Source organism: Pseudomonas sp. W22_MBD1_FP4 (assembly GCF_052113765.1).
Taxonomy (GTDB): Bacteria; Pseudomonadota; Gammaproteobacteria; order Pseudomonadales; family Pseudomonadaceae; genus Aquipseudomonas; species Aquipseudomonas sivasensis.
Genome location: NZ_JBGQOI010000003.1, coordinates 312122 through 325889, shown reverse-complemented (window position 1 = coordinate 325889; position 13768 = coordinate 312122). Strand labels below are relative to the sequence as shown.

At 61.6% G+C, this 13768-nt stretch carries 8 protein-coding genes; 2 read left to right on the top strand and 6 right to left on the bottom strand.

Annotation, left to right across the window (positions count from 1 at the left end):
• Positions 1–76: 76 nt before the first annotated feature.
• Positions 77–4972, bottom strand: coding sequence for an alpha-2-macroglobulin (locus ACEN2T_RS06525; RefSeq protein WP_442116473.1), 4896 nt, complete (start codon positions 4970–4972; stop codon positions 77–79).
• A 297-nt stretch (positions 4973–5269) separates the two neighbouring features.
• Here ACEN2T_RS06525 and ACEN2T_RS06520 point away from each other — a divergent pair, with 297 nt between their 5' ends.
• Positions 5270–6607, top strand: a complete 1338-nt coding sequence (locus ACEN2T_RS06520) for an MATE family efflux transporter (protein ID WP_099602178.1) — start codon at positions 5270–5272, stop codon at positions 6605–6607.
• Here the strand turns inward: ACEN2T_RS06520 and ACEN2T_RS06515 are convergent.
• The 5 genes from ACEN2T_RS06515 to ACEN2T_RS06495 form a co-directional block, all read right to left on the bottom strand.
• Positions 6552–7445: an alpha/beta hydrolase gene (locus ACEN2T_RS06515; RefSeq protein ID WP_122682056.1), complete on the bottom strand. Its 894-nt coding sequence runs from the start codon at positions 7443–7445 to the stop codon at positions 6552–6554. The two genes, ACEN2T_RS06520 and ACEN2T_RS06515, sit on opposite strands and share 56 nt — an antisense overlap.
• A gap of 91 nt (positions 7446–7536) precedes the next feature.
• Positions 7537–9450 carry an arginine decarboxylase gene (gene speA, locus ACEN2T_RS06510; protein WP_032887150.1) on the bottom strand — a complete coding sequence of 638 codons (1914 nt, stop codon included), beginning with the start codon at positions 9448–9450 and terminating at the stop codon, positions 7537–7539.
• A gap of 142 nt (positions 9451–9592) precedes the next feature.
• Complete coding sequence (locus ACEN2T_RS06505; RefSeq protein WP_442116472.1) at positions 9593–9964, bottom strand: translation initiation factor Sui1; 372 nt, start codon at positions 9962–9964, stop codon at positions 9593–9595.
• 179 nt (positions 9965–10143) lie between these two features.
• Positions 10144–10680, bottom strand: coding sequence for an NUDIX hydrolase (locus ACEN2T_RS06500; protein WP_032887152.1), 537 nt, complete (start codon positions 10678–10680; stop codon positions 10144–10146).
• Positions 10681–10682: 2 nt separating this feature from the next.
• Positions 10683–11750, bottom strand: coding sequence for a DUF2333 family protein (locus tag ACEN2T_RS06495; RefSeq protein WP_032887153.1), 1068 nt, complete (start codon positions 11748–11750; stop codon positions 10683–10685).
• A gap of 299 nt (positions 11751–12049) precedes the next feature.
• Here ACEN2T_RS06495 and ACEN2T_RS06490 point away from each other — a divergent pair, with 299 nt between their 5' ends.
• On the top strand, positions 12050–13720 hold the full coding sequence (locus ACEN2T_RS06490; RefSeq protein WP_032887154.1) for a response regulator: 1671 nt from the start codon (positions 12050–12052) through the stop codon (positions 13718–13720).
• Positions 13721–13768: the final 48 nt, after the last annotated feature.

Below are 13768 nucleotides of genomic sequence, written 5' to 3'. Positions count from 1 at the left end.
ATAGCAGTGTTTCAGTCAATGCATCTGGCAACTGACCCACCGCTCTCGGGAGCAAGCCCCCTCCCACATTGCTTCTTCAACGACCCTTAATGACCAAGTCCGCCGGGGTCTCTCCCACCGCCTGCCAGTTCGGTCGATACATGGACTCCACTTGCGGCGGCGGCACGCGATAGGTGCCCGGAGTCACCGCACGTGCCAGGTACAGCAGGTGCGTGGTGCCATCGCCGTCCAGGTTGATCGCCGCCACGTAGCGATCATCGCGGAACTCCTGATGCTTGAGCGCCGCATTCTGCATCGACTCGCGCCATTCCTTCACTTGACTGCTGGCGTTTTCCAGGCTGGCGGCACTCTGGGCCAGGTTCTGGTTTTCCAGCTCCAGGCCCGCGGGCAGCAGGTCGACCACCAAGGCATCCGGTACACGCTGCTTGGCGCTGACCGCCAAGTGCACCAGCACCAGGTCGCCGCTATTGAGGTTGCGCAGGTTCAGCGGCTGGCCGTTCATGCCCAGGTATTCGCGGCGGATGCTCAGGTTGTCGCCACCCGGTGCCGGGGGCACTTGCGGGTAACCCGAGATCGTCAGTTGCTGGTACACCGGTGTTTCGCCCTGATTGCTCAGGCTCAGGTCGCTGGACAGCAGGTTGCCTTCCAGCGCCAACGTCGACTGCTGGTTGTTCAACTCGTGCACACCGCCGCTGCCGGTGAGGGACACTTGCCAGTTCGCCTCAGGCTTGGCAAACCCAAGCCGCCCCGCCAGAAACAGTGAATTGCGCTCCTGGGTCGACAGGTACGGGCTGGCAGCCAGTTGATCCGACAACGTGAACAGACGCTCCTCACGCTTGCCCTTGGCCAAGTCATTTTCTTCCAGCAACGCCAGGATCATCGCTTGGTCCCGCAGCGGGCTGCCGTAGTCGGCCAGCCATTCCTTGGCGCTACGTTGGGCTGCCAAGCCAGCCTGCAAGGCCTGGTCCGCGCGTGGCTGGTCGCCCATCTTCTGCAAGGCAATGGCCAACTGCACCAGCGGCAACCCGGAACGCGCATCGCTGCGCCGTTCGAAAATGCTGCGCAGCGCCCCCAGTGGCGCCTGCTGACTGCGCGCCAGCACCATGCCGGCGTAAGCCTGCACGGCGAAGCGTGTGTGTTCGGCGTTGTCGCTGTAGTCGACTTCGATCAGGTTGCGCTCCTGCACGTACCGCAGCAGGCGCTCGCTGGCCTTTTTCAAGGCTTCAGGCGGCACGGCAAAACCCTGGTCGCGGGCGCGCAGCAGGAAGTCGGTGACGTAGGCCGTCAGCCAATATTCCTCTTCACCGTCAGCGCCCCACAAACCAAAACTGCCGTTGTAGCGCTGCATGCCCAGCAGGCGTTCAATGCCCAGCTCGATCTTGCGCTTGCGCTCGGCATCCGGCTCGCCCTTGATGCTCAGACGCTTGAGCAAGGCATCGTCAGCGTACAGCGACGGGTACAGGCCGCTGGCGGTTTGCTCCAGGCAACCATAGGGGTAAGCCTTGAGCGCCGAGATCTGTGCGCCGAGGTTCAGCGGCGGCAGGCTCGACAGGCTCAAGAGCGCCTCGCGCCCGGAGGTGTCGAACTGATCCAGGGTGCCGGCTGGCAAACTCCAGGGTTCGCTTTTAAGCACTGCGCGGTAATGCTTGAGCAACGCGGGATAGGCCGGGCGCACGCCCAAGGTCCACTCACGGCTGAACGGCGGCAGGTTTTCACCCGGCAGATCCAGCCCGTTGACTGTCACTTTCACCTTGCCTTTGCCCAACCCGCCCCAGGCTTTCACCGGGATGCGCAGGGTGGTGCGCTGGCCTTGCTTGAGCTCAACGGTCTGCGCGGCAGTGTTGACCAATTCCAACTGCCCCTCGGCACTCAATTGCACATCGAGTTTCTGCGCCTTGCCCGACAGGTTCGACAGGTCCAGGGCCAAGGTGGTCTGGTCACCGCCGGCCAGAAAGCGCGGCGCTGACAGTTCAGCAATCAGCGGTGCGGCAATCACGGTCTTGGCTTCGGCCATGCCGTAACGGTCATCGCTCCAGGCTTGGGCCATCAGGCGCAATTCGCCGTTGAAGTCGGGGATATTGACGCTGACTTCACCCTCGCCTTTGTCGTTCAACGTCACCGGCGCGCTTTGCAGGGCGACGATGGTCACGCTGGTGTCCGGGCGCTTGCCGCCCTTGGCCAGCGCGGCGTCACCACCAAAGGCCAGGCTGGCCAAACGGCCCTGCCCGGCTTCGATCAACTGGCCGTAGATGTCGAATTGATCCACGCCATAGGCCTTGCGGCCGAAGAGGCTGGAGTACGGATCGGGCGTCGGATACTCGGTGATATTGAGGATGCCGACGTCCACGGCGGCCACCAGCACATGCACCTGTTTCGGCACGCTGCCGTCGGCGTTTTTGGCGGCGATCTTCACCGTCAGCGGTTGTTTGGGGCGCATTTTTTCCGGCGCGCTGAGGGTCACGCCAAGCTTGCGCTGGGTGCGATCGAGCGGCAGATGCAGCAGGCCCACTGCGCGTTTGGGGGTGATGTTGGCTTTGCGCTCGCCGGGGCGAATCACCAGGGCGCTCACGTACAGGTCGTGGCGCGACCATTTCGGGTCGAGCTTCACGGCGAAGCTTTTGCCCTCGGCCGGTACGTCGATTTCCTGCCACCACAGCGGTCCTTCGGCGGATTCCACCAGCAGGTAGCCTTTACCGGCAGCGGGCGGCGTCACGGTGACGTTGGCGGTGTCGCCGTCGCCATAGGCCGGTTTATCCAGCGCCAGCTTGACCTGATCGGGCCGTACGGCGCCGCCTTCGGTGTTGTCCTGGGCCTGATAACCGGCCCAGAAACGCAGACTGCTGATCAGCCCGGTCTGCGGGTCTTCGACTTCGACGCGGTACGGCCCCCACTCCACTTGGAAGCTGACCTTGGCGGTGTCGCCAGCTTTGATATTCAGGGTCTGTTCGTCGAGGTTGAGGAATTTCTCGTTGTAGTGGTAACTCCAGCCGTCATTGTCGGAGTAGTTCCAGTAATAGTCGCGGCGCTCGCGCACCAGGCGCACCTTGAGGTTTTGCGCAGCGAGTTTCTGCCCGTCCTGATTGGCCAGCAGCACTTCGAATTCCGCCGGGCCATCACCATTGGTTTCGGTGCCGTCAAACAGCCCGCGCAGGCCCGGCAGTTGCTCGGCCGGCCAGATCGGTTGCACCAAGCGACGGGTGATCGGCCGACCGCCCGACTCTTGCAGGCTGGCCTGCACGATCAGTTGCAAGGGGGATTTAGCTTCGGCCCATTTGCTTTCGAGGGTCAGTTTTTCCTGGCCCTTGGCGTCGAGGACGCTTTCGTCGAGTTCGAAATCCTGGCTCAGTTCTTCTTCGGTGACCGAGCCGAACTGATAACCAGGGAGCGACTTGACCGCTTCGCGCAGCGGCCGCACATACACTTGCCCGCTGACCCGATTACCCGACGCAGGCGCGCCGTACAGGTAACGACCGTTAACCTGGATGACCGGGTTATCCGCCGGGCTCAGCGCCGTGTCGCTGCCCTTGAGTTCCAACGCCAGGCGCTCGGGCAGGAAGTCTTCGACGAGGAATTCATACAGCTGCGGTTTACCGTCACCCAGGTCGAACACCAACTGCCAGCGCCCGGTCGGTGCTTCGCCGGCCAGTTGCAGTTGATACTGATACAGGCCGGATGCGTCAGCATCCCACACGAATTTGCGGCTGACCTGTTCATCCGGGCGACGTACCTCGACGCTCACCGGTTGCGGCTTGACGGCGTTGCCGTCCTTGTCGCGCAGCAGGGCGTTGAGCAGCACGGTTTCGCCGGGGCGATACAGGTCGCGTGGGCCGAACACAAAAAACTGCAACGGGTGCGAGGGTTGGCCGCCGATGTCGAACTCGGCAAGGTCCAGCGCGGCGCTGTCGAGGCGCAACAGGCTGGTCTGTTCGCCCTGCTTGGCGAGCAAGACCTGGGCCTTTTTCGGCAACGGCAACTCAGCGTGGCCGCCCTTCTCGGTCTTGCCCTGGCCCAACACGCGGCCATCGGCATCGAGCACTTCCAGGTCCACGCCATCGAGCGCCTTGCCGCCTTCCAGCGCCTGGGTAAACACATCCAGGCGATTGGCATAGCGGTGCACCGACAGCCCGATATCACTCAGGGTGAACAGCGTCGCCGGTTGCGAATAGTTGTAGGTGCCCGACGCGCGCATTACCGCCAGGTACACGCCCGGTTGTTGCAATTGCTTAAGGCCGGCGATCGGCAGCAACAGGGTTTCTCGGGTGTTGCGCGCCGGGTTGAGGTCGAAACGGCCGCCGTAGACCAGATCCGCCAGCGGCAGCAGTTCGCGGGATTCATAACTTTGCAGGCTGGTGTTGCGCCCCCACTGCGCCAGGAATGACGGTAGGGATTCAGGCTTGATGCGGAAGAATTCAACGTCGATTTTGTCGACGTTCAGCGCGATCACCGGCAGGCCCTCAGCGAGGCGCGTCGGCAGCAAGGTGCCACGGCTGGCAAAGCCGACAGTGGCTTGTAGGTCACGGGTTTCCAGGCGGGCGATGTACTCGGCGGCGAGCGTGTTGTCGTTGACCGCCTTTACACCGGCGTCGACCGTCAGCACCAGTTTGCGTTGCGGCTCAAGGTGGCGCAGGCGCAGCTCCATCAGGTTATCCGAGAGCTCCCAGGCGCCATCGACCTTGCCCGACTTGCTGTCCACCAGATGGAGCTTGTCGGCGAATTTCTGATCGGGGTCCAAGGGAATGGAAAAACTCACCGACAAGGTGCTGGCCCCGTCCAACTGAACCTCGGACACGTCCACCACGCTCAACTCACGCCCGGCGTAGCGCTGCTTGAGCGCTGGCACATCCACCGCCGCCTTGGCCGGTTTCGGCGCTGCCGCCACTGTAGGCGCGGGCGGCGTAGCCGGTTTATCGGAGGAATCGCAGGCGCTCAGCAGGGCCAGCGCGCAGGCCAGGAACAATCCTTTGTTAAGCATGGGGCACTCGTAGTCAGAGGGAACCGAGGGGTGAACTATATATCAGTGCCGGCGAAGCCGATGTGGCGCTGGTCACATTGACCGACGGAGGGTGGTTTGGTTCTCGATCGGCTCAAGCCAAGCCAGTTCCCACACCCACTGGAGATCAAACTGTGGGAGGGGGCTTGCTCCCGACAGCAGTGGGTCAGCTACAGATAGGCTGGCTGATCTATTGCTATCGGGGGCAAGCCCCCTCCCACATTGGTTCTGCTGCGTAGCTACTGGACGGTTACAATGCCGCTCCCCCAAGGAGCCTGCATGTCCACCTTACTCACCGACTGGCGCCACCGCCCTACCCATCGACGCGTCTGGGCCCTTGCCGCGCCAATGATTCTGTCGAACATCTCGGTGCCGCTGGTAGCCCTGGTCGACAGCATGGTCATCGGCCACCTGCCCCATGCCCATCAACTGGGCGCCGTGGCCGTCGGGGCTAGCCTGTATACCTTTCTCGCGTGGGCCATGGGTTTTCTGCGCATGGGCTCCACCGGTTTTGCCGCGCAGGCTGCAGGGCGCAATGACGGGGCGGCACTGCGGCAAATCCTGCTGCAAGGTCTGTTGCTGGCACTGGGGCTGGCGATGCTGCTGGGCACCGTGGGCATCCCCCTGAGCCACCTCGCCCTGGAATGGATGCAGCCCTCCCCCGAGCTGAATCAGCTCACCCGCGACTTCTTCCACACGCGCCTGTTCGGCCTGCCCGCAGCCCTGGCCACTTATGCGCTGGTCGGCTGGTTCCTCGGCACACAGAACGCCCGTGCGCCGCTAGCAATTCTGCTGACCACTAACCTGGTGAATATCGCTCTCAACCTGTGGTTCGTACTCGGTTTGGATTGGGGTGTCGTCGGGTCGGCGAGAGCGTCGGTCATCGCCGAATGGACCGGCGCCCTGCTCGGCCTGGCGCTCACACAAAAGGCCCTGCGCGCCTATCCAGGCCATATCGCTTGGGCCGCGTTGAAAGTGTGGCAAAGCTGGCGCCCGTTGCTGGCGGTCAACCGCGACATCTTTATCCGCAGCCTGGCGCTGCAATCGGTGTTTTTCATGATCACGGTGCAAGGCGCGCGGCTGGGGGATGCCACCGTTGCTGCCAATGCCTTGCTGCTTAACGGCCTGCTGCTGACGGCGCATGCGCTGGACGGTCTGGCCCACGCGGTCGAAGCCCTCTGTGGCCACGCCATCGGCGCCCGCGACCGCCAGTCGCTGCACCGCTCATTGGTGGTCGCCGGTGGCTGGTCGCTGATCGCCAGCGTCGGGTTTGCGCTGCTGTTCAGCTTTGCCGGGCACCTGTTTATCGCCATGCAGACCGATATCCCCAGCGTGCGCGACACCGCTGACATCTATCTGCCTTACCTGGCGCTGCTGCCACTGATTGCGGTGTGGAGTTACCTGCTGGACGGCCTGTTTATCGGCGCCACCCGCGCGCGGGAAATGCGCAATGGGATGCTACTGACGGTATTGCTGACACTGCCGTTTGCCTGGGCGTTGCAGGGCCTGGGCAATCATGGGTTGTGGATAACCTTTCTGCTGTTCATGGCCCTGCGCAGCCTCACTTTGTGGGCGATAGCCTGGCGCTTGAACCAGCGGGATCAGTGGCTTGGATAAACGCTGTCACTTGGTTCAACACTGGCGCCAGCCAGCGCAACGGCTTGGCGAAAGACGCCACTAACGTCGCGTGGTTAGTCCTGGTGAAGTAGAACGCCTCGACCGGCACACCCGCCTCGCGCAATTTTTTCGCCAGCCCTGCGGTATTGCGCGTCGGGTTGACCAAGTTGTCGTCGGTCGAGGCCATCAGCAGCGTCGGCGGCGCGTCACGGCTGACGTGGTTGATCGGCTGCGACTCCGGCGGTGAATCGGGGAAGAAGAACACCGGGCGCACGTCCTGGTTTTCAATCGGCAGGAAGTCATAAGGCCCGGCCAGGCCGATCCATCCTTTGAAGATCGACGGCGCCAAGCCCACTTCTTTTAGCCAACGCCCATCCAGCGCCAGCATCGAGGCGTTGTAGGCGCCGGAGCTGTGGCCCATCACATAAAGCTGCTGGGGATCGGCGCCATATTCAGCGGCGTGGTTATATGTCCAGGCCACCGCTTTGGCGCCGTCCTGAAGAAAGGCGGGGTAACGCACTTGCGGGTACAGCCGGTAATCGGCGATCACCACCACGATGCCCCTTGAAGCCAGGGCTTCGCCGACGAACCTGTAATCGTCCTTGGATCCGCTGTTCCAGCTGCCGCCGTAAAAGAACACCACCACGGGAGCGTTGGGCACGGCAGGAACGGCTCGGTATATATCGAGTTTCTGGCGGGGATCATCGCCGTAGGCAATGGCTGAAGTCTTGGTGAAGGTACTGTTGGGGGTGAGTGCGTTGAGCACTTTTATTGGGGAGCAGGCTGCCAGGAAGGCGGCGAAGGCCAGGGTAAACGCTTGCAGGTATTTGCTCGACATCATTGACCCCCACGAAGAAGGTACTGCCAAACGAGGCCCAGCTATGGGAGGGGGCAAGCCCCTTCCCACACTGGATCTGTGTCGCCTGTGCTTACGAGGAAAGGTACGAAGAGCGCGTCAGGCCCAAACGCAACGCGTCCAGGAACTGAGTACGCTCCGACGCGCTGATCTTCGCGCTCGCACACTTGTCACGGTAGTGAGTCATCAACTCCTCCGGCGACAAGTGCACATAGCGCAGCATGTCTTCGATGGTGTCGTGTGTCTCGATCCCGGCGCTGTACACCGAACCGTCTTCACGCTGGTAGATGTTCACCGAATCGGTGTCACCGAACAGGTTGTGCATGTCGCCCAGGATTTCCTGATAGGCGCCGACCAGGAAGATACCCAACAGGTAGTCTTCACCTTCGTTCAGGGCGTGTACCGGCAGGCTGGTCTCGATGCTCTGCTCGTCGACGTACTGCTTGATCTTGCCGTCGGAGTCGCAGGTCAGGTCTTGCAGCACGGCGCGGCGCAGCGGCTCTTCGTCGAGACGGTGCAGCGGCAGGATCGGCAGTACCTGGCCGATGGCCCAGGTGTCCGGCAGGCTCTGGAATACCGAGAAGTTGCAGATGTACTTGTCGGCCAGCTTGTCGTTGAGTTCGTCCAGCACTTGGCGGTGCGAGCGCTGGCGCGCTTTGAGCGAGTTGTGCAGACGGCGGCACACCGCGAAGTAGCACTGTTCGGCCAGGGCTTTCTCGGCCAGGGTTAGCTTGCCGTCGGCGTACTGGGTGGCCACGTCGCTCATGTAGTGAGTGGCGCGCCAGTAGGTTTCGGTGACCATCTCGATATCGGTCGGACCCAGCAGGTCCACCAGCCATTGCACGGTTTCCGGCAGGCTTTCCTTGTTTTCGATGACCGGGATTTCGTCGTTGTGTTTCTCGACGTCGGTCACCTGCACCACCAGCATGGCGTGGTGAGCAGTCAGGGAACGACCGCTTTCGGAGAAGATATTCGGGTGCGGCAGGCTCTGCGCGTCGCAGAACTCCTTGAGCATGCCCACGACCACGCCGGCGTAGTCGTCCATGTCGTAGTTGATCGAGCTGGCGTTACGCGAGTGGGTACCGTCGTAGTCGACGCCCAGGCCGCCGCCCACGTCGATGTGGTCCACCGGCAGGCCGAGGTTGCGCAGTTCGCCGTAGTAACGAATGGCTTCCTTGAACCCGTGCTGGTAATCGGCCAGGTTGGCGATCTGCGAACCCATGTGGAAGTGCAGCAGGCGAATGCCCTGGTCCAGCCCGGCCGCGCGGAAGCGCTCAACCACGGACAACAGCTGCGCCGCCGACAAACCGAACTTGGACTTCTCGCCACCGGTGTCTGCCCATTTGCTCGACGCCAGGGACGACAACCGCACACGCAGGCCAACCTGTGGCTTGACCTTGAGGTTGGCAGCCTCTTCGATCACCAGGCCGACTTCGGATTCTTTCTCGATCACGATAAACACGTTGTGACCGAGCTTCTGGCCCATCAGCGCAAGGCGGATGAACTCACGGTCTTTGTAACCGTTGCAGACGATGGTGCCGCCCTTCGGCGCCAGGGCCAGTACGGCCAGCAGCTCAGGCTTGGAGCCGGCTTCAAGGCCGATAGACACGTCCTGAGTGGCGATGATGTTCTCGATCACCGCTTCCTGCTGGTTCACTTTGATCGGGTACAGCGCGGTGTACTTGCTCTGGTATTCCAGGCGCTCGATGTTGGCGTCGAAGGCGCCGGTCAACTGGCGTACACGGTCTTGCAGGATGTCAGGGAAGCGCACCAGCAACGGTAACGACAGGCCGCTTTTGCGCAACTGGTCGACTTGCTCGAAGAGATCGACAGGCGTGCTGTTCGGGCCGTTCGGACGGACTTCAACGCGACCGGCGTCATTGATCGCGAAATACCCGGCCCCCCAATGGCGGATCCCGTAAACACTGCGGCTGTCCGCAACTGTCCATTGGCTGCCATCGTCTTTGCGTGTGCGTCGTACGGACATCGAAGTCCCCTATAAATGAAGGCGAAGGCGCCACCTCTCAGGGAGGCTGGCGCAGTCTAAAGAATGAAAATGACGATTTGCCTGTAAGGAAGGTAGACCCCACTCGCAGGACAGAGTTTAGACACAGGTTGGGAAGAGGCTGTCAGCCGCCGGACTTCTTGGCCTTGTAACCGAGCTTGATCAGCTCGGCCAAAAGCAGTTCGACGTGATCGCCCTGGATCTCGATGACGCCGTCTTTCAACGCGCCACCGGTGCCACAACGCTTTTTCAGCGTGGTAGCCAGTTCCTTGAGCGCATCTTCAGCCAGGGGCACGCCGGTGATAGTCGTCACCGTCTTGCCGCCACGGCCCTTGCTCTCGCGTCTCACGCGGGCAATACCGTCGCCTTCAGGGATCAGGGTCTGTTTGCAGGTACACGAATCCACGGGCTTACGACAGTCCGGGCAGTGTCGACCTGCATCGGTGGAAAATACCAGGCCACCAAGGGCGGCGAAGGATGCGGCTTTTTTGGCCACCGGCAATCCTCTTGGGAGGATGAAGACTGATCGGCGCGCTCAAGCACGACCGACCGCGAAGCCCCACTCAGGCAGGGGCAGCGCTACCGAACCGCCAAGGTGGCTCGGGTGAAAAGTCGCGCAGTGTAACGGCAAAAGGCCGACTTGCTAAGGGCCAAATGGCGCCAATTTATGCAACTTTAGCGACGCGAGGCCAGATAGCGGCGCAAGCCCTCTTGTGCGTCCGGGCAGTAGGGCTTTTGTTCGGCCTCCTGCAGGACAATTTCGATGGGCAAAAAGCGCGCTTCCATGACTTCTTCGGGCTGCAACCGCAGGGGGCCATCCCACACGGCGGAATAGGATCTGCACCAGAGCCGGTTGTTACCGTCCTCAAAGTAGAAATGATCATGCTCGACCAATTCCACCCCGCCCACACCCAGTTCTTCCTCCAGCTCACGCGCTGCAGAGTCGGCGTACTCTTCCCCGGCCGCCACCATGCCGCCGGCCGCCGTATCCCAAAATCCTGGGTACATGGCTTTGCTCAGGGTACGCCGGTGCACACACAGCTCGCCGGCAGAGTTAAACAGGAAGATAAACGTGCAGCGGCCAATCAGGCCGCGCTGGCGAAGGTCGGACCTGACGAGGGTGCCGAGCAGGTTGTCCTGCTCGTCGACCCAGCAAATCAGTTCAGCATCGGAAGCCGCACGGTGCGCGGCCTCCTGTTGAGAAGCGTCCATCATCAACCCTGGTTAAGCAGCTGACGCAGATCAATCACCGCAGCGTTGGCCCGCGAGATGTAGTTGGCCATCACCAGCGAGTGGTTCGCCAGTACGCCGAAGCCGCTGCCGTTGAGGATCATCGGGCTCCAGACAGGTTCTTGGGAGGCTTCCAGCTCACGGATGATCTGGCGCACGCTGACCGTGGCGTTTTTCTTGGCCAGTACGTCGGCGAAATCAACTTCGATGGCGCGCAGCAGATGGGACAGTGCCCATGCCTGGCCACGGGCTTCGTAGAACACGTTGTCGATCTGCATCCATGGGGTTTCCACCACTTCTTCGTCGACCTGCGGCACTTCACCCGGTGCCAGGGCTTCGGTTTTCAGTGCGGTGTTCAATTTGACCCGGCCCACGCTGGCCGACAGGCGTTGGGACAACGAACCCAGACGGGTAGCAACATCACCCAGCCAGTTGTTCAGGTTGTCGGCACGCGAATAGAACAGTGCGCCGCGTTGGTTGGGGTCGGACAGGCGCGCTTCATAGCGGTTCAGGGAGTTGATGCCTTCCTGATACTCCGACTCGCTCGATGGCAGCACCCAGCTCTTGTTGTCGAAGTTGAAACGCGGCTCGGCCTTCGCCAAGTCGGCGTCTTCAGCCGACTGCGACTGGGAACGGGCGAAATCTTTACGCAAGGCACGGGTCAGGTCGCGCACTTGCACCAGCACGCCGTATTCCCAACTCGGCATGTTGTCCATCCACAGGCCCGGCGGGAAACGGTCGTTGGAAATATAGCCACCTGGCTTGTTCAGCAAGGTGCCGACCACGGTCTTGAGGGTTTCGACGGTGGTATAGCCCACCACCATCTGCTTGCCTTCTTTCTCGGCAGCAATTTGCGCGTTCTGCTGGACCGGGAACAGCGCCGGCTCTTCGCTCCAGTACCAACCCAGGGCACCTGTGACCAACAGGTACAGGCCAAGCACGCTAAGCAGCGCCCGACTCATCAGCAGGGTACGAAAATAGCTGCGGTTGGCCGACTTTGGCTCAGGGGCGGGGCCTTTGGCACTGCCTGCGCGGTTTTTCCAGTCCAGCATGGCGATATCCTTTCAATCACTTGAGTTCATGCACTTGAATTGACGGCGTGCGTTCAAACACTCCGACCACAACCCTACCCCATCGTGCCCGCCCATGCGGGGCTTTTCACCAAACTGGCGCGCGGGAAGCATTCGACTATAAAGGATGCACGCGTTTTACGCTGTGCGACTGTCAGGTCATTAACTGAATATCGCCGACATGCAGTTAATTGACATATGACACTCATCCCGCTGACAAGAGGTGCTAGCATAGAGCCATCAGTTCGACCTCAGCATGCACCCTTACTAGTAGTCAGGATATGACCGAGCCAGAAGACCCCAGCCGTGAGCGTCTCAAGCAGCATTTTGCCCAGCGGGTAATTCATCAGGCACGTCAAATTCTTGAGATCTGGCAGCGCCTGCAACGCAGCGAATGGTCAGGCGCCGACCTCTCAGAACTCAGTGAGGCCAACCTGCGCCTGCTGCGCTTCGCTGAGCGTTTTGAGCAACCCGAACACGGCCAGTTGGCACGCAACATCGGTGAATCACTCAAAGCTGTTGATGAAAATCGTGGCCGCCTGAGCAGCCAACTGATCACCGAACTCAATCGCTTGATGCAGCGCCTGTCCCGCACCGGCCTGCGCCAGGGCGACCAGCTGGAACAAACCTTCCTGCCGCCGATGCGCAAGCCGATCTACGTGATGCTGGCCGATCACGACCGCGCTGAGCGCCTGGCTAAGCAGCTGGAATTTTTTGGCATGAGCGCCCAATCTCTGGACAGCGTGGCAGCGTTTCGCGCGTCCATGGCCGAGCGCCTGCCGTCGGCAATCGTGATGGACGTGGATTTCTGCGGCCCAGGCCTGGGCCTCAAGCTCGCTGCCGAAGCCCAGGAAGGCCTGGAGCAAAAGCTGCCGCTGTTATTTTTCAGCCTGCACGAAACCGATACCCCGACCCGCCTGGCCGCCGTGCGCGCCGGTGGCCAGGAGTTTTTGACCGGCACACTGGAAGCCTCCAGCCTGCTGGAAAAAATCGAAGTGCTGACCTGCGTCGCCCAGTACGAGCCCTATAAAGTGCTGATCATCGACGACTCGCGCGCCCAGGCGCTGCACACCGAGCGCTTACTCAACAGCGCCGGGATCGTCACCCGCACCTTGATTGAGCCGATCCAGGCCATGGCCGAACTGGCGGACTTCCAGCCCGACCTGATCATCCTCGACATGTACATGCCCGCCTGCACCGGCACCGAACTGGCCAAGGTGATCCGCCATAACGACCGCTATGTGAGCGTGCCGATCATTTACTTGTCGGCCGAAGACGACCTCGACAAGCAATTGGATGCGATGAGCGAAGGCGGTGACGACTTCCTCACCAAGCCGATCAAACCGCGCCACCTGATCACCACCGTGCGCAACCGCGCCGCCCGCGCCCGCCACCTCAAGGCGCGAATGGTGCGCGACAGCCTGACCGGGCTGTACAACCACACCCATATCCTGCAATTGCTCGAAGACTGCAGCTTCCGCGCGCGCCGCGAGAACAAGCCGCTGAGCTTTGCCATGCTCGACATCGACCACTTCAAGCGCGTGAATGACAGTCACGGCCACCCGATGGGCGACCGCGTAATCAAGAGCCTGGCGCTGTTTCTCAAGCAGCGTTTGCGCAAGACCGACTACATCGGGCGCTACGGCGGTGAAGAATTCGCCATCGTGATGCCCGACACCGACCTGGAGTCGGCCTGCAAGGTGCTGGATGAAATCCGCGGGCGCTTTGCCGAAATCCACTATCCGGCACAACCCCAGGACTTGTGGTGCACTTTCAGCGCCGGGCTGGTTGAGTTGTGCGACGGCTCCGACAGCCTGATGATGGCCGCCCAGGCCGACGAGGCGCTGTATCGCGCCAAGCATGCCGGACGCAACCGTGTGCAAGCCGCGCGCGCATCAAAGCAAAGTGCCACCTTTTCACCGGAATCCACTGATTCCGTCATAACGCTGTAATGAAAACGCAATAACTTCAGGCACTTACCTTTTGCTGTCGGTTGAAAC

Bases quoted from the DNA above. Each gene is read 5' to 3' on its own strand.
- ACEN2T_RS06525 (WP_442116473.1), bottom strand. From the start codon at position 4,972: ATGCTTAACAAAGGATTGTTCCTGGCCTGCGCGCTGGCCCTGCTGAGC.
- ACEN2T_RS06520 (WP_099602178.1), top strand. From the start codon at position 5,270: ATGTCCACCTTACTCACCGACTGGCGCCACCGCCCTACCCATCGACGC.
- ACEN2T_RS06515 (WP_122682056.1), bottom strand. From the start codon at position 7,445: ATGTCGAGCAAATACCTGCAAGCGTTTACCCTGGCCTTCGCCGCCTTC.
- speA (WP_032887150.1), bottom strand. From the start codon at position 9,450: ATGTCCGTACGACGCACACGCAAAGACGATGGCAGCCAATGGACAGTT.
- ACEN2T_RS06500 (WP_032887152.1), bottom strand. From the start codon at position 10,680: ATGGACGCTTCTCAACAGGAGGCCGCGCACCGTGCGGCTTCCGATGCT.
- ACEN2T_RS06495 (WP_032887153.1), bottom strand. From the start codon at position 11,750: ATGCTGGACTGGAAAAACCGCGCAGGCAGTGCCAAAGGCCCCGCCCCT.
- ACEN2T_RS06490 (WP_032887154.1), top strand. From the start codon at position 12,050: ATGACCGAGCCAGAAGACCCCAGCCGTGAGCGTCTCAAGCAGCATTTT.